The sequence below is a fragment of the Streptomyces sp. NPDC098789 genome, from assembly GCF_044759975.1.
In the GTDB taxonomy this organism is placed as follows: domain Bacteria; phylum Actinomycetota; class Actinomycetes; order Streptomycetales; family Streptomycetaceae; genus Streptomyces.
In genome coordinates, this window is the sequence record NZ_JBIWAJ010000004.1 from 336,257 (window position 1) to 350,647 (window position 14,391).

A 14,391-nucleotide genomic window follows, 5' to 3' on the forward strand; every position below is an offset into this window, starting at 1 on the left:
GCCGAGGGCTCAGCCCGCCTGGGTGTGGGCCGCCGGGGTGTGGGCTGCCACCTCGAAGTCGGACATGTCCAGTCCGCCTTCCTTGGTGTCGTCGTTGGCGAAGACGAAGGACTCGATCGGCACGCCGCGTTCGTCGCTGAGCTGGGCCACCAGTTCCTGCAGGACCACGGTCTCCAGGACCACCCGGACCGCGTCCGCGCACCGCGGCAGCCGGACGACGGCCAAGTGCTCCGCCGCCTCGATCTCGGCGGTGGTGATCAACAGGGTCAGGTGCCCGGCGTCGGAGAGGGAGCGGGCCAGCGCGATCTCGCGCCCGTCGCCGAAGACGAGGTGGAGGGTGTTGCCCGCCGACTCCATCTCGCCGTGCAGGTAGTTGCGGGTCGCCGAGGCCGCCGCGGTCATCCGCACGACCTCGCGCAGCAGCAGCGCGCCCTCCTCGGCGGACGCCCGGGAGGCTCCCGCGGCCACCCCGTCGGAGGCGATGCAGCGGGCTCCGCGCTCGCGCAGACCGGCGATGACCCCGGTGGCCTGCTCGTGGACCGCAGTGGTCTGTTCGGCGATCCGTTCCCAGGGGTCCTCGGTCGCGGGCCGCCCGGCGATGGCTCCCGCGATCAGGTCGAGGGCGACGACGGTTCCGGTGTAGCCGATGGTCGAGGCGTAGGAGTCTGGCTCGTTGCCCAGGTCCACGGTGAGGTCGGCGAGGTCGCCCAGCGGGGACGGCACGACGTTGAGCAGCGCGGTCCTGGTGATGCCCGGGGCGGCGCGCTGGAAGGCGGCGAGGGTCTCGGAGCTGCGGCCGCCCTGGGAGACGGCGATCAGAGCGTCGGTGTCGAAGCCGGTGGTGCCGGTCTCGATCTCGCTGGAGAGCACGCGCTGGGTGACCACCCCGGCCGCGCGCAACTGCTGGACCGGGACGGCGAGGGCCGCGTACGAGGCGCCGATCCCGGTGAAGAGCGGGCGGCGGGCGGTGTGCAGGGGGGCCAGAGCGGGGTCGGCGAGCTGGGTGCGGACGCGCTCGGCGATGCGTGCGAGCGCGGCTCCCTGGTCGGCCTGGCCCTGGAGGAAGGTGATACGGGATCCGGACATGGTGTGTCTCCGCTTCGTCGTGGTGTCGTTCGGCCGGTCAGGCGTCGGTCTTGGCGGGGGCGGCCTGCCCGGGCACGTCCCCGGCGGGTGCGGCGTCCGCTTCCGGATCCCGTTCCCGGCCCGGTGTGGGCAGGTCGAACTTGACGATGGCCCAGCGGAAGAGCACGTAGTAGACCGCTGCGAAGCACAATCCGATCGGGATGATCATCCACGGCTTGGTGGCGATGCCGTAGTTGACGACGTAGTCGATGGCGCCGGAGGAGAAACCGAAGCCGTCGCGGATGCCGAGGGCGTAGCACAGGGCCATCGAGACGCCGAAGAGCACGGCGTGGACCGCGTAGAGCAGCGGCGCGACGAACATGAAGCTGAACTCGATGGGCTCGGTCACTCCGGTGATGAAGGAGGTCAGGGCCACCGAGATCATCATGCCCTTGATCATGGTGCGGTTCTCGGGGCGGGCGGTGTGCGCGATGGCGAGCGCCGCGGCCGGGAGGGCGAACATGTAGATCGCGAAGCCGCCGGTCATGAACTGGCCCGCGCTCGGGTCGCCGGCGAGGAAGCGGGCGATGTCCCCGTGGACCACGGCGCCGGTGTCGGGGTTGGTGAAGGAGCCCGCCTCGAACCAGGGGAAGAACGAGAAGAAGTGGTGCATCCCGATCGGGATGAGGGCGCGGACGACCACGCCGAAGATGCCGGCCCCCATCGCTCCGGTGCCCACCAGCCACTCGCCGAAGTGGTGGAACCAGCTGCCGACCGCGGGCCATATGAAGCCGAAGACCACGCCGAGCCCGACGCCCGCGAAGGCGCTGAGGATCGGGACCAGGCGGCGGCCGCCGAAGAAGCCGAGCCATTCGGGCAGCTTGGTGCGGCTGAAGCGCTGGTAGAGGTAGGCGACGACGAGGCCCATCAGGATCCCGCCGATGACCTTGGCGTCGAGCGGTTCGCCGTCGACGCCCTTGGGGAAGGCGGGGCTGGCGAGCACGGCCTTGAAGACGAGGTAGCCCACCACCGCGGCCAGGCCGGTCGAGCCGTCGGCCTTCTTCGCGAAGCCGATGGCCACACCCACGGCGAAGAGCAGCGGCAGGTTCGCGAGGACCGTGTCGCCGCCGGCCGCCAGCACCATGCCGAGCTTCTGCACGAGGACCGGGAGCCCGTCGCTGCCGAGCAGGTCCTCCTTGCCGAGCCGGGTCATCAGCGCGGCGGCCGGGAGGGTCGCCACGGGCAGCATCAGGCTGCGGCCGATGCGCTGCATCACCGGCATGACCCTGCCTGCGGCCTTTGGCTTCTTCCCGGTGGCGGCCGGGGCGGTGGCCGTACTCATGGCGGTACTCCTCGTCGAGCGGGGGGGGTGGGGACGACTCTGAAGGTAATCAGTGGTTTTGGATTGGTCAACAGTGGTCTGCTCTGGTCTCTTCACAAAGTGCCCAGTCGGGCCGAAGGTCCCTCACCCGACCAGGCCAGATGGGGCCGCCAAGTGGTAGCAAGTGGTATGGTTTCGCCCATGACCCATGACGACGTCACGACGGCTGCGACCGCTCCCGGCGCCGACCGCGGAGCCGACCACGGAGCCGACCCGCTGTGGTCCCGGGCCGCGGACCGCATCCGCGAGGAGATCGCCCGCCGCGGGCTGACCGCGGGCAGCAAGCTGCCGCCCGAGCGCGAACTGTGCACCCGGCTGGACGTCTCGCGCGTCACCCTGCGCCGCGCCCTGCAACACCTGGTGGAACAGGACCTGGTCACCTCCTCGCACGGACGCGGCTGGTTCGTGGCCGCCCAGCAGCCGCCCACGCCCGCCCGCGAGTGGCCCAAGGACCTGGAGTCCTTCACCGCCACCGCCCGCCGCAAGCACATGCGTCCGAGTTCACTGGTGCTGCGCCACGACACCGTCACCGCCTCGCTCGACGACGCGGACCGGCTCGACGTCCCCGCGGGCACCCCGCTCATGCGCCTGGAGCGGGTCCGGCTGCTCAACGACGTACGGATCGCCCTCGACCGCACCCTGCTGGTCGCCGACCTCGCACCGGACCTGACCCGCACCGATTTCCGCGGCGCCTCCCTCTTCGAGGAGCTGCGCCGCTGGGGCGTCGAGCCCGAGCGGGCGGAGGCGACCATCGAGGCGCGCACGGCGGACGCCGAGCTCGCCGGGCACCTGGGCATCGCCGAGGGCGCGCCCGTGCTCGTCCTCGACCAGACGGTGTACGCGCGGGAGAACCGGCCGCTCCTGCTGTCCACGGTGGAGTACAGCGGGGACCGCTACCGGCTGCGCACGACCCTCCAGACAGACTGACACGCGCCCACGGGCCTCACGGCCGGCATCGGTCCCCCGACCCGGCGACCAAAGGCCCGACCCGCGACCGCGGGCGTCCGAGGCGGCGGCCGGGCGGGCGAGCGGGGCCTCAGCCCGCCCGTACGACGGCCCGCGCGCCCGCGTCGGCCCGCCCGGCCCCGGCCTCGGCCCAGCGCACGGCCGGACCCATCGCCCAGGAGGCCGCCAGCAGCACGGCGGCCAACAGCAGCCAGCCCGGGATCCCCCACAACAGCAGCAGCGAGGTCAGCAGCAGCGGCCCCAGGGTGCGCGCCACCGGCACCCCCGTACCGAAGAAGCCCTGGTACTGCCCGATCCGCTCGGGCGGCGCCAGCGAGAAGCTGATCTGCCAGGACCCGGCGGACTGGCGCATCTCCGCGTGCACCTGGAGCACGGCGCCGAGCACGAGCAGGGCGGCGGCCGGCCAGGCACCGGAGGGCAGCGCCGAGAGCGCGAAGACCACGCAGGAGGCGGCCATCACCAGGCCCGAGTGGCGCACCGCGGCCCGCGCGCTGCCCAGGTCGTCCACCGGGCGGGCCATCCGGACCTGGAAGAGCATCACGGCCACCGTGTTCAGCACGAACAGCGCCGACACCAGCCAGCCCGGAGCGTGCGTGCGCTCCACGATCCACAGCGGGATGGCCAGGCTCAGCAGCGGCATCCGCAGCAGCAGGATCGCGTTCAGCAGCGTGACCAGGGCGTACGGGCGGTCGCGGAGCACCGCCAGGCGCGGCTCGCCGGCGCCCCGCCCGGGCAGCGGGGCCACCACCGGCAGCCGCAGCAGCACCCCGGCGCAGACCAGGAAGCTCGCCGCGTCCAGCACGAAGACCAGTTGGTACGCCCGCGCGGTGTCCGCGCTCAGCGCGAGCCCGCCGATGGCCGCGCCCAGGGCCAGCCCGCCGTTCAGCATCGACTGGAGGTGGGCCAGCACCGCGGTGCGCTCCCCCGGGGTCACCAGCCCGGCGAGCAGTGCCTGCCGGGCCGCGGCGAGACCGCACTGGGCGGTGGCGTACACGCAGGCGGCCAGCAGGAACGGCCAGAACGAGGAGATCAGCAGGAACGAGGCGACCGCGGCGGCGGTCGCCAGGGCGAGCAGGAACGAGGTGCCCCGCGGGCCACGCCGGTCGGCGAGGGCGCCGATGGGCACCCCGGCCACGGACCCGATGGCCCAGGCGACGGTGAGACCGAGACCGATCTGGGCGGGCGACAGACCGACCACTCGGGTGAAGTAGAGCGCCGAACACACGTAGTAGGCACCGTCTCCGACGGAATTGCTCAGCTGGGCGGCGGCCAGGCGGCGCGGCGCGCCCGGCGGCGGCAGGATCCGTATCCTCATCCGACCATTTGAACAGGCTTTCGGCCGGTACGGAGGGTGCGGGTGACCGTAGGTCCGGTGGGCCGCTTGCCCACGCCAACAGCTCCGCCGGTTTGGGGTGGAACGGGCGCCTTCCGGGGCGTGGACCGGGCCCTTCGGGGCCTCTTCCCGAGCTGGCGGAAAACAGTGTCGCGCCGTTGCCAAAAGGGGGGTTCATATGGGGACTTCTAGGAGCTACATTGAGCCACTCGCGTTCACCTGACAGCCCGTTGCCTTTCACTCGCGTTTTGCGCGGGGGGTGACGTCAGAAGCGCAGACTGTGCCACCACCCCACCGCCTAGAAGGACCGAAGGCTCCGTGCCCGTACCCGTACTCCTCGCCGGCCGCACCGTGCGGCTCGAGCCCCTCGCCCCCCACCACACCGAGGCCCTGGCCCTGGCCGGGGCCGAGGATCGTACGACTTACGCCTTCACCCCCGTACCCCACGGGCTGCAGGCGTCCCACGAGTACATCGACCGTGCCCTCGCTGATCAGGCAGCGGGTCGATCGCTCCCCTTCGCGGTGGTCAGGGCCACCGACGGACGGGTGGTCGGATCGACCCGGTTCCTGGAACTCGACTACTGGCAGGGGCCCCTGGTGTGGCCCGCCGTGCCGGGAGTCCCGTACGGCGACCCGGCCACGTCGATCCCCGATGCCGCGGAGATCGGGAACACCTGGCTCTCGCCGGGTGCCCAGGGAACCGGCATCAACACCGAGGCGAAGCTGCTCATGCTCCGCCATGCCTTCGAGACCTGGGGGGTCCGCCGGATCTCGCTGCGCGCCGATGCCCGCAACACCCGCTCCCGCGCGGCCATGGAGCGGCTCGGGCTGACCTGTGAAGGGGTCCGCCGGGCCCATTCGCGGGGGCTGGACGGAGCCGTGCGCAGCACCGCCTTCTACTCGGTGCTCGATGAGGAGTGGCCGGCCGTGCGCTCCGTCATCGAGCTGCGGATCTCGGGCCGGCGGCCGCGCCGGTCCCGGCGCCCCGCGGAATCCCTGATCCCGGCGTAGACCGGCACGGGGCTCCCCCCTCGGCCCTCGCCCCGCCTCCCGGCTGTGCTCAGCCGAGGAAGGCCGGGGCGAGGGCCGAGGGCATGAACCGGACGGGCGCGCCGCTGCCGTCGGCGGGTACGGAGTACAGGTCGGAGCCGAAGTCTCCGGGCAGGGAGTAGGCCACCGTGTGGTCGTCGGTCCACACCGCCTGGTCGTCGACGCTGCGGGCCTCGGCGAGCGGGGTCTCGACCCCGGAGGCGAGGTCGAGCGCGTAGAGCCGCCAGGGCGCGTCGGCGGGGGCTCCCGACACGCGCTTCTTGAAGACGATCCGGGTGCCGTCGGGCGACAGCGAGGGGCACTCCACGTTCTCGCGGACGGTGGTGAGGGTGCGCTCGGCGAGGTCGCCGTGGACCAGGTAGGTCCTGCCGCCGGTGGCGAGGGTCGCGTAGAAGGTCCGCTCGTCGGCCGCGAAGGTCACGCCCCAGAAGTTCACGTCGGCCGCCCGGTAGGGGTGTCCGTCCTTGCTGATGGCGAAGTCCTCCAGGGAGGCGTCGTACTTCCCGGTGCGGGTGTCCAGCAGCGAGGTCCGGGTGGAGAAGTCGGTCCCGGCGTACGAGTCCCCGCCGACGAAGACGGTCCAGGCCACCAGGTGTCCCCCGGGCGAGACCCGGGCGCGGGTCGGAATCCCGGCCAGCGGCTCGCTGGAGACCTCCTTGAGGTGGGCGTCGAGCACCACCGCCCGGTAGCTGTCCTGGACCCCGCCCTTGACGGAGCGCAGGCAGACCCCGGTGCCCGCGGCGGCGTAGAACCGCAGGCAGGAGACGCCGGACGCGGTCCGCTCGCCCTCCGGCCGGTCGGCGGGCACGCTGGCCAGCTCGTCGCGGTGCGGCCCCCAGGCCATGTTCCGGAAGACGATCCGCCGCCCGCCGCCCGGGGCCAACGAGAGCGGTCCCGGGGTGATCCGCGGCCCGCCCGCCTGTTCCTGGTTCTTCTCCTGCGCGCGGGAGGAGGCCCGTACGACGGCGACGATCCCCACTCCCGAGAGGACGAGCACGGCGGTGAGCAGGATCAGGATCCGGCGCTGGAGGGTCATGGGTGGGGGGCCTTTCGGGTGGGGGCGCGTCAGCGGGTCGCCGTGGCGGCGGCGGGTTCGGCGTCGTCGGGGCGCAGGCGGGCGCAGACGGCGGTGGCGGCGGCGAGCAGGACGGCGGCGGCGATCAGCGCGGGCCGGGCGCCCCAGGCGGTCCAGGCCGCGCCGAAGGCGAGGGAGCAGACGAAGCGGGCCAGGGCCTGGCCGGTCTGGACGAGGGCCAGGCCGGCGCCGCGGTGCTCCTCGGGGACGGTGTCGGCGGCCGCGGCCATCAGCACGCCGTCGGTGGCGGCGTAGAACGCGCCGTGCAGCAGCAGGACGGCGTAGGGCAGGGCGGGCTGTTCGGCCCCGGTCAGCAGGAGTCCGTAGGCCAGGAGCAGGGCCAGGTGGCCGCCGAGGAAGACGCGGCGGCGGCCGATCCGGTCGGCGAGCCGGCCCAGGGGCAGGGCGAGCAGGAAGAACGCGGCCGCGGTGCCCAGCGGCAGCAGCGCGAACCAGCGGTCGGCGATGCCGGTGGTGCGCTGGAGCAGCAGGAAGACGAAGGCGTCGCTGACCGTGCACAGGCCCAGCAGCAGCGCGCAGAGGCTGATCCGGCGCAGCGCGGGGCGGCGCAGCAGGTACAGGGAGGCGCGCAGCCGGGGGCGCGCGCCGGCGCCGGTCGCCGGGTCGGCGTCCGCGGCGTCGGCGCCGGGCCCGGCCGCGGTGTGGCGCGGCACGAACAGCACCAGGACGAGGACGCCGAGGGCGGCCACGCAGGAGCTGACGGTGAAGACGGCGTCGTAGCCGTCGGCGGCGCCGCGCAGGATCACGAAGGCGAGGACCGGTCCGATCAGCGCGCCCGCGGTGTCCATGGCCCGGTGCGCGCCGAAGGCCCGGCCGCGGTCCTCGGGGGTGCTGGCCAGCGAGATCAGCGCGTCGCGCGGGGCGGTGCGCAGGCCCTTGCCGGTGCGGTCGAGCGCGAGCACCGCGCCGATGGCCGGGAGGGTGTGCGCGAGCAGCAGCAGCGGCTTGCAGAGCGCGGAGAGGCCGTAGCCGAGTCCGGCGAGCAGTTTGTGGCGGCGGAAGCGGTCGCCGAGGTGGCCGCCGGTGAGCCGGACGAGGGCGCTGACCCCGTTGTAGAGGCCGTCGAGCAGGCCGAACCCGAGCGGGGAGAGACCGAGTCCGACGACGAGGTAGAGCGGCAGGACGGCCGTGACCATCTCGGAGGAGACGTCGGTGATCAGGCTGACCGTGCCGAGGGCGAGGACCGTGGGGGCGAGCGCGGCGCGCCGCCCCGGGCGGATGCCCGGGGCGACGGCCGGTTCGGTGGTCACGGCGGGCGCGGGAGTACCGCGGCTGTCCGCAACGTACATCGTCAGCTCGCCCAGATCCCCGTGATGTCATGGGCGGAGGCGGCGTTCCCCGCGTGGGTGGTCAGGCCCGCCAGGCCCTCCAGGGTGCGCAGCACGTCGTAGTGGTTGTACGTGGTGGCGGAGGAGGAACCGGGGGTCACGGGCTGGCCGTAGAGCACCGTCGGGATCTTGTTGCCGGCGAGCCGGTTGTCCTCGTCGAAGGTGACGACGAGGAGGCTGTTGTGGGTCTTGGCCCAGTCCGCGTAGGCCTTGAGGTTGGTCTTGAGCCAGGTGTCACCGGTGCCGACCGAGCAGTCGTGCATGTCGCTGCACAGGTTCGGGACGACGAAGGAGACCTTGGGCAGGGTGGTGTAGTCCGTCGGGAACTGGGCCATCGTCTTGGCCGTGTTCGTCGGGACGTTGGAGAAGCCGAACCAGGGGTTGTGCTTGCGGGCGTACTTGCCGCTGCTACAGGTGGTGGAGCCCTGGCTGGGCAGGGTCTCGTTGTAGCTGCCCCAGGTCTTGCCCGCGGCGATCAGCTCGGAGGCCAGGTTGGGCGCGGAGCTGAAGCCGGGGGTGTAGCAGCTGTCGTCGGTGACGCCCTGGTTCGAGCCCGAGAACAGCTGCATGTAGTTGGGCTGGCTCGGGTGGGTGACGCCGAACGACTGGGTGAGGTTGGCACCGCCCGTCTTGAGCGAGTTGATGTAGGGCGCGCTGGAGCTGCCGATGACCTGGTTGTAGGCGTGGTTCTCGAACACCACGACGACGACGTGGTCGGGGGCGGGCAGCGAGGCCGCGTGCGCCGGCTGGACCGCGCCGAGCGAGGTCCACAGGGCGGCGAAGGCAGCGGTGAGGCCGATCGCGGACGCGAGGGCGGTGGTGCGGCGGGGCCGTGACAAGGGCAGGCCGAACACGGGATGTACCTCCGGCTGAGGGGGTTCTGGGGGCGGCGCGGACGCACCATACCGACGGGCATGTGCAGGGGCCAGAGATCGTGGGCCAACGGAAAAAGAACGCGCGCTGCACGCTGGGGGCCGGGTAAGGAAGTGCTCTAGGTGAGATCAAGAAAGTGAAAAATTAGGAACCTGAGGGCTCTGTCGTTCATCCTTCGAACGGAAGAGGACCATTCCCGCCCACGTGCGGGGCCCATAACAGCCGGAGAGCTCCGCACATGTCGTATTCGCCCGACGGGCAGTACCAGCCGTACCAGCCGTACCCGCCCGAGGGCCAGCGACCCGACGGGCCCTACCAGCAGGCACAGCACACCCAGCCGCTGCCGCGCCAGCAGTACCCGCGCCAGGACCAGTACGGCCAGGGCCAGCAGCAGGGCCCGTACCAGGGTCAGCAGCAGGCTCCGCGCCAGGACCGCCACCAGGGCGTGGCGCCCGGCGAACTGTGCCCGACCTGCGGGCACGTGGCCCCGGAGGCCGAGCCCGAGCGCCGTCCGTCGCGGGTCAAGCGCTGGGTGATCGCCGGTGGCACGGTGCTCGCGCTCGCGGGCATCGCGGCGGCCGCGATGACGTACTTCGAGATACCGCCGTTCACGGACAAGGGCAGCGCGGTGTCCTTCGGGGACACCCCGGGCGCCGGCAAGGGCGGCGACGCGCCGCAGGCGGCCAACTCCAAGGCCCTGATGCCCACGGGCCCCAAGGCCGACTTCGCGAACTCGATGACCCTGCCGGACGGCACGCACGTGGCCGTCACCACCATCACGGGCAAGAAGTCCGGCTTCAAGGGCAAGGTCTGGGTCTGGGCTCCGAAGGAGTACAACGACCCGAAGTTCGCCAAGAGCGGCTTCCCCGTGATGATCGCCCTGCCGGGCGGCGCCGGATTCCCCAACAACTACTGGATGGGCACGGACCTCGGCCTCCAGAAGAGCGTCAGCAAGTGGTACGAGGAGGGCAAGGGCAAGCCCTTCATCCTCGCCATGCCCGTGCTGAACCCGGCGCCCGACGACAACGGTACCTACTGGGACGGATCCGACATTCCGGGTCAGCCCAAGATGGGCACCTGGCTCACCGACGACGTCCCGGACCTGATGCGGGAGAACTTCCGCACCATCAAGTCGCGCGACGGCTGGGCCTTCATGGGTTCCTCCACCGGTGGCTTCGCGGGCCTCAAGGCCGTGCTGAAGTACCCGGAGAAGTTCAAGGCCGTGATCGCCTCCGGCCCGGACATCGTCCCGGACTCGCTGCTCTGGAAGGGACACGAGCAGGAGAAGGCCGCGAACAACCCCGAACTCCTCGCCAAGGAACTCATCAACAAGAAGGGCCCGGACGTCTACCTGGCCTTCCAGGTGGGTGACAACGAGAGCAACAAGAAGACCTTGCCGGACGTGCAGAAGTTCATCGCGACCTACACCAAGGGTCCGATCCACACGAGCCTGCGCGTCATCCCGGGCGGCCAGCACAACGCCAAGACCTACGTGCCGAACATGGGCGAGGGTCCGATCCAGTTCATCAGCAAGGTCATGGAAGGACCAGTGGAGTAGCGGCCTCCCGCCGCACCTCTCCCGCGTCCCCTTCCGCGCCTTCGCGCTCCGGCCCGCCGAACGTCTTCGGCGGGCCGTTGCCGTCCCAGGGCTCCCAGCCCGGGCTGCCGGTGACCGCGAAGCGCACCCAGGCCGCGTGCATCTCGTCGGCCAGAGCCTGCGGCGCGTCCGGGCCGGCCAACCACGTGCTCTCGGGCACGGCGAGGGTGTCGAAGACGAAGCCCAGCTCCAGCGCGTGGCAGGCGCCGAGCCCCGGCAGGCCGGACGGCCAGGCGAACTCGTACAGGTAGCTGGGCGCCTCCCGGCGGGCCCCGGCCAGCCGCCGCAGCGGATCGCGCAGCAGCTGGTCGGTGAGCAGCCGGCCCACCAGGTCGGCCGGACTCACCCCGGGCAGGTTCTCCCGCAGCTCCCGCACCGCGAGCCGGTCCTTGCCGCTGCGGTGCCGGGCCAGCGCCACCGCCAGCGGACCCAGCTGGTCGAAGAGCCGCATCGCCCCGCTGGGGGCCAGCCACAGGCGGTGCTCCTGCGCGGTCCAGCCCACCAGCAGGGGTATCTCCCGTGCCGCCCGGCCGTCCGCGACGGCGTCGAGCGGGGCCTCGGGCAGCGTGTCGGGGTCGGTGACCAGGAGGAAGGCGGGCCCGCCCAGCAGCGGTCCGGAACGGCGCAGTACGGCTGCCTGGGCGGCGAGCAGGGCGTCCGGCTCCACCGCGGTGAAGGCCTCGGCGGTGGCGGGCACCTTGAGCAGCGAGGCCATCCGGCGGACCATCGGGCGGACCCGGTCACGGGGATGGACCTCGGGGGCGCCGCTCTGCAGCACCGCCCGCGCGAAGAGCCCCTCGGCCCGGGGCGCCGCGAGCAGGGCCCCGACGCTGATCGCCCCCGCCGATTCGCCGAAGACGGTCACCCGGTCCGGGTCCCCGCCGAAGGCCTCGATGTTGTCCCGCACCCATTCCAGGGCGGCGATCTGGTCCAGCAGCCCGCGGTTGGCGGGGGCGTCGGGGAAGAGCCCGTAGCCGAGGACGCCGAGCCGGTAGTTGGCCGAGACCAGGACCACGCCGTCGCGGGCGAAGGCGGAGCCGTCGTAGACGGGCACGGCGGCGGAACCGCGGGGCAGGGCGCCGCCGTGGAACCACACCATGACGGGCAGCCGGTCGCCGGGACCCGCCCCGGGCGTCCAGACGTTGAGGTTCAGGCAGTCGTCGCCGGGGACGTCCGGATCCGCGAGCAGCGCGGCGAACCGCTGCGGGTAGGGGACCTTGGGAGCGGTCGGCCCGTAGGCACCGGCGTCGCGTACGCCGTCCCACGCGTCCGGGGGCGCGGGCGCGGCGAACCGCAGGGCACCGACGGGCGCGGCCGCGAAGGGGACGCCCTTGAAGGCGAAGACGCGGCCCTCGGCCCGTCCTTCGACCACTCCGTGCCTGGTCGTGGCCCTGGGGCGGGCTCCTGCTGCGCTCATCTCGTCCTCCTGTGTCCGCTCCTGGGCGCACCGTCGCACAGCCACCTACGGGTGACAAGGCGTGACCCGGGACGGGTCCGGGCGGGTTGGACCCCGTGCGGTGCAGCCGCACCGGCCGTTTCCAGACGTTCCCCGAGGGGCGAGACCTCCATGCGCATCCACCACACCATCCGGGCGGCCATCGGGCCAGTGCTGCTGCTGGCCGGAGCCGCCGCCGCGGCGGCGGGAGCCGCGGGCACGGCGCAGGCCGCCGGCGCGGACTTCCAGTACATCGGCCAGGACGACAAGCCCCACGCGGTCCCGGCGCGCGCGGGCTGCCACCCGGCGGAGGGCGGCAGTTCGCGGGGCGTGGTCAACCAGACGGGAATGAAGGCCGCGCTGTACCGGGACGAGGGCTGCAAGGGGCAGCCCGTGGCCTACGTCCTGCCCCGGACGAGCGCCCCCGTGACCGCCTACTTCGCGTCCGTACGGCTGTCCGGGTAGGTCCGACCCCACCAGGTGGGCGCACGGGCCGTGACTCCCGGGCGGTCGCTGCGTTGTACGCCATGTCAAACGCCGCAGATTCTGCGGCACCCCATTTCTCAGTAGGAGATCTTGATGTCGCGTATCGCGAAGGCACTCGTCGTCACCGCTGCGGCCGGTAGCGCCCTGGCCGCCGGCGCCGGTCTGGCCGCGGCCGATGCCGGAGCGCACGGTGCGGCGGTCGGCTCCCCCGGTGTCCTCTCGGGCAACCTGCTCCAGGTTCCGGTCCACGTTCCGGTCAACGTCTGCGGCAACACCGTCAACGTGATCGCCCTGCTGAACCCGGCCTTCGGCTCCACCTGCGTCAACGCGTCGGGCGGCGGCCACCACACCGAGGGCGGCTACGGCGGCTGATCACCGGCCACCGCATGACGGCCGTGCCGTGAGGAGGGCCCCCGCCGACCGGCGGGGGCCCTCCTTCGTGTCAGGACGCGTGGCGGCGGGTCAGACCTCGTAGCGGTAGAGGCCGACGTGCCCCAACATCTCGCGCGGCGGGATGCCCCACGGCGGCATCGGCTCGTCCAGGGCGATCACCCGGCCGTGCTGGAGGTCGTACTCCGGCGGCGGGGTCGCGGGCAGGTAGCCGGACCCGGGGTGGCGCTGCTGCCAGCGGTCCCAGACCAGGTCGACGAAGGCGTGGTGCAGCCAGAACACCGGGTCGTTGGGGGCCGTGCCGCCCGTCATGTGCCCGCCGACCCACTGGTGGACCTTGTTGTGGTTGCGCCAGCGCTCGCTCTTGGGCGCGGCCCAGCCCTCCAGCTTGTTGCGGAAACCGCCCGCCCGCGCCGTGGAGTCCCAGGGGTCCGTGTCGTAGACCGGGTCGTCGAGCGCCGTCCGCAGCTCGGCGGCGGTGGGCAGCGCGATGGGGTTCTGCGGTCGGCCGAGGTTGCGGGTGAGGAAGCGGGACTCGGTGACGCCGACGGTGACCGTCCAGTTGCCGCCCGCGTGGGCGAAGGGGCCGGTCATCACCTGGTGGTCGCCGTCCCGGCCGGTGCCGCCGAGGAAGTCCTCGGCCCAGAGGGAGGAGACGGGGCTGGTGTCGGTGGTCCAGTCCCAGTACGGGATGGAGACCCCGGAATCCACCTCCCGCAGTTGCTTCTCGAACTCCAGCAGGTAGCGCCGGTGCCACGGGAAGAACGACGGCGACATGTGACCGACCCGCAGTTTGCGGTCCCGGTCCGGCACGAAGTACTTGTCGTGGGTGCGCACGAACGCGTCGTAGGTCCCGTTGCGCTTGAGCTCCAGCACGGCGGCCGTGAACCGCTTCTTCTGCGCGCTGGTGAGGTTCTTCTGGTTCTGCCGGGTGTACACGCCGGTGTCCTCCCCTTTCCCGTGGTCCCGTCGGGTACGGCCGTCCGGTCCGGCCGCGCCGGGTCTCAGCCGTGGTGCGGGGCGCCGGCCGCGAGCGCCAGTCGGGCGGTGCCCAGCTCGTCGACGGCCGCCCGGGCCAGCTCGATGGGCGTCGCGAAGGACTCGAAGTGGTTGACCCCGCTGAGGTAGCTGCCGTCCGCGCGCCGCATGACGTGCAGCGGGCGCCCGTCGATCCGGATCCCGGTCCGGCCGATCGCGATGTGCCGGCCCCGGTACGTCTCCTCCGCGAACGGGGCGGGGGTCACCGTCTGCACCGGGCGCCGGGCGCGCAGTACGGGCGCCAGTGCGGCCGCGGTGGCGGCGACCACCGCGGCCGTGAAGAGCGTGCGCAGGGCCGCGCGCCGCGTCGGCGGAGCGGTGGGGCCGGTGGCCGCGTGCATGCGTTCTCCCTC

The 14,391-nt window shown here is 72.6% G+C and carries 14 protein-coding genes; 5 read left to right on the plus strand and 9 right to left on the minus strand.

Features of this window, described 5'->3' with window-relative positions:
* Positions 1-9: 9 nt before the first annotated feature.
* Both ACIQWR_RS11575 and ACIQWR_RS11580 read right to left on the minus strand, forming a co-directional pair.
* Positions 10-1,086, minus strand: a complete 1,077-nt coding sequence (locus ACIQWR_RS11575) for an SIS domain-containing protein (RefSeq protein WP_404006944.1) — start codon at positions 1,084-1,086, stop codon at positions 10-12.
* Between the two features lie 37 nt (positions 1,087-1,123).
* Positions 1,124-2,407 carry a PTS transporter subunit EIIC gene (locus ACIQWR_RS11580; RefSeq protein WP_404006947.1) on the minus strand — a complete coding sequence of 428 codons (1,284 nt, stop codon included), beginning with the start codon at positions 2,405-2,407 and terminating at the stop codon, positions 1,124-1,126.
* A gap of 180 nt (positions 2,408-2,587) precedes the next feature.
* On the opposite strand from ACIQWR_RS11580, the gene ACIQWR_RS11585 reads away from it, so the two are divergent.
* On the plus strand, positions 2,588-3,373 hold the full coding sequence (locus ACIQWR_RS11585; RefSeq protein WP_404006950.1) for a GntR family transcriptional regulator: 786 nt from the start codon (positions 2,588-2,590) through the stop codon (positions 3,371-3,373).
* 109 nt (positions 3,374-3,482) lie between these two features.
* Here the strand turns inward: ACIQWR_RS11585 and ACIQWR_RS11590 are convergent, their stop codons facing one another.
* A complete protein-coding gene (locus ACIQWR_RS11590) occupies positions 3,483-4,727 on the minus strand; it encodes an MFS transporter (RefSeq protein WP_404006953.1) in 1,245 nt (414 codons plus the stop codon).
* A 336-nt stretch (positions 4,728-5,063) separates the two neighbouring features.
* Between ACIQWR_RS11590 and ACIQWR_RS11595 the strand changes: the two genes are divergently transcribed.
* Entirely contained in the window at positions 5,064-5,756 is a 693-nt protein-coding gene (locus ACIQWR_RS11595; RefSeq protein ID WP_404006955.1) for a GNAT family N-acetyltransferase, read from the plus strand.
* 49 nt (positions 5,757-5,805) lie between these two features.
* On the opposite strand, the gene ACIQWR_RS11600 is transcribed toward ACIQWR_RS11595, so the two are convergent.
* Genes ACIQWR_RS11600 through ACIQWR_RS11610 form a run of 3 tightly spaced genes read right to left on the minus strand, consistent with a single transcriptional unit; the run spans position 5,806 to position 9,073 of the window.
* Positions 5,806-6,831 carry a TolB family protein gene (locus tag ACIQWR_RS11600; protein ID WP_404006958.1) on the minus strand — a complete coding sequence of 342 codons (1,026 nt, stop codon included), beginning with the start codon at positions 6,829-6,831 and terminating at the stop codon, positions 5,806-5,808.
* Positions 6,832-6,860: 29 nt separating this feature from the next.
* Entirely contained in the window at positions 6,861-8,180 is a 1,320-nt protein-coding gene (locus ACIQWR_RS11605; protein ID WP_404006960.1) for an MFS transporter, read from the minus strand.
* Between the two features lie 2 nt (positions 8,181-8,182).
* A complete protein-coding gene (locus tag ACIQWR_RS11610; protein ID WP_404006963.1) occupies positions 8,183-9,073 on the minus strand; it encodes an alkaline phosphatase family protein in 891 nt (296 codons plus the stop codon).
* 257 nt (positions 9,074-9,330) lie between these two features.
* On the opposite strand from ACIQWR_RS11610, the gene ACIQWR_RS11615 reads away from it, so the two are divergent.
* A complete protein-coding gene (locus ACIQWR_RS11615; RefSeq protein WP_404006966.1) occupies positions 9,331-10,650 on the plus strand; it encodes an alpha/beta hydrolase in 1,320 nt (439 codons plus the stop codon).
* On the opposite strand, the gene ACIQWR_RS11620 is transcribed toward ACIQWR_RS11615, so the two are convergent.
* Entirely contained in the window at positions 10,628-12,106 is a 1,479-nt protein-coding gene (locus ACIQWR_RS11620; RefSeq protein WP_404006969.1) for a carboxylesterase/lipase family protein, read from the minus strand. The two genes, ACIQWR_RS11615 and ACIQWR_RS11620, sit on opposite strands and share 23 nt — an antisense overlap.
* Positions 12,107-12,256: 150 nt before the next feature.
* Between ACIQWR_RS11620 and ACIQWR_RS11625 the strand changes: the two genes are divergently transcribed.
* A complete protein-coding gene (locus ACIQWR_RS11625; protein WP_404006972.1) occupies positions 12,257-12,589 on the plus strand; it encodes a hypothetical protein in 333 nt (110 codons plus the stop codon).
* A 114-nt stretch (positions 12,590-12,703) separates the two neighbouring features.
* The gene (locus ACIQWR_RS11630) at positions 12,704-12,982 is read left to right on the plus strand and encodes a chaplin (RefSeq protein ID WP_385779656.1); all 279 of its coding nucleotides are present in this window, start codon (positions 12,704-12,706) and stop codon (positions 12,980-12,982) included.
* A gap of 90 nt (positions 12,983-13,072) precedes the next feature.
* On the opposite strand, the gene ACIQWR_RS11635 is transcribed toward ACIQWR_RS11630, so the two are convergent.
* Both ACIQWR_RS11635 and ACIQWR_RS11640 read right to left on the minus strand, forming a co-directional pair.
* The gene (locus ACIQWR_RS11635) at positions 13,073-13,939 is read right to left on the minus strand and encodes a tyrosinase family protein (protein ID WP_404006975.1); all 867 of its coding nucleotides are present in this window, start codon (positions 13,937-13,939) and stop codon (positions 13,073-13,075) included.
* A 65-nt stretch (positions 13,940-14,004) separates the two neighbouring features.
* Positions 14,005-14,379 (minus strand): tyrosinase family oxidase copper chaperone, encoded by a 375-nt coding sequence (locus ACIQWR_RS11640; RefSeq protein ID WP_404006978.1) that lies wholly within the window; start codon positions 14,377-14,379, stop codon positions 14,005-14,007.
* Positions 14,380-14,391 lie beyond the last annotated feature (12 nt).

Bases quoted from the DNA above. Each gene is read 5' to 3' on its own strand.
- ACIQWR_RS11575 (WP_404006944.1), bottom strand. From the start codon at position 1,086: ATGTCCGGATCCCGTATCACCTTCCTCCAGGGCCAGGCCGACCAGGGA.
- ACIQWR_RS11580 (WP_404006947.1), bottom strand. From the start codon at position 2,407: ATGAGTACGGCCACCGCCCCGGCCGCCACCGGGAAGAAGCCAAAGGCC.
- ACIQWR_RS11585 (WP_404006950.1), top strand. From the start codon at position 2,588: ATGACCCATGACGACGTCACGACGGCTGCGACCGCTCCCGGCGCCGAC.
- ACIQWR_RS11590 (WP_404006953.1), bottom strand. From the start codon at position 4,727: ATGAGGATACGGATCCTGCCGCCGCCGGGCGCGCCGCGCCGCCTGGCC.
- ACIQWR_RS11600 (WP_404006958.1), bottom strand. From the start codon at position 6,831: ATGACCCTCCAGCGCCGGATCCTGATCCTGCTCACCGCCGTGCTCGTC.
- ACIQWR_RS11605 (WP_404006960.1), bottom strand. From the start codon at position 8,180: ATGTACGTTGCGGACAGCCGCGGTACTCCCGCGCCCGCCGTGACCACC.
- ACIQWR_RS11615 (WP_404006966.1), top strand. From the start codon at position 9,331: ATGTCGTATTCGCCCGACGGGCAGTACCAGCCGTACCAGCCGTACCCG.
- ACIQWR_RS11620 (WP_404006969.1), bottom strand. From the start codon at position 12,106: ATGAGCGCAGCAGGAGCCCGCCCCAGGGCCACGACCAGGCACGGAGTG.
- ACIQWR_RS11625 (WP_404006972.1), top strand. From the start codon at position 12,257: ATGCGCATCCACCACACCATCCGGGCGGCCATCGGGCCAGTGCTGCTG.
- ACIQWR_RS11630 (WP_385779656.1), top strand. From the start codon at position 12,704: ATGTCGCGTATCGCGAAGGCACTCGTCGTCACCGCTGCGGCCGGTAGC.
- ACIQWR_RS11640 (WP_404006978.1), bottom strand. From the start codon at position 14,379: ATGCACGCGGCCACCGGCCCCACCGCTCCGCCGACGCGGCGCGCGGCC.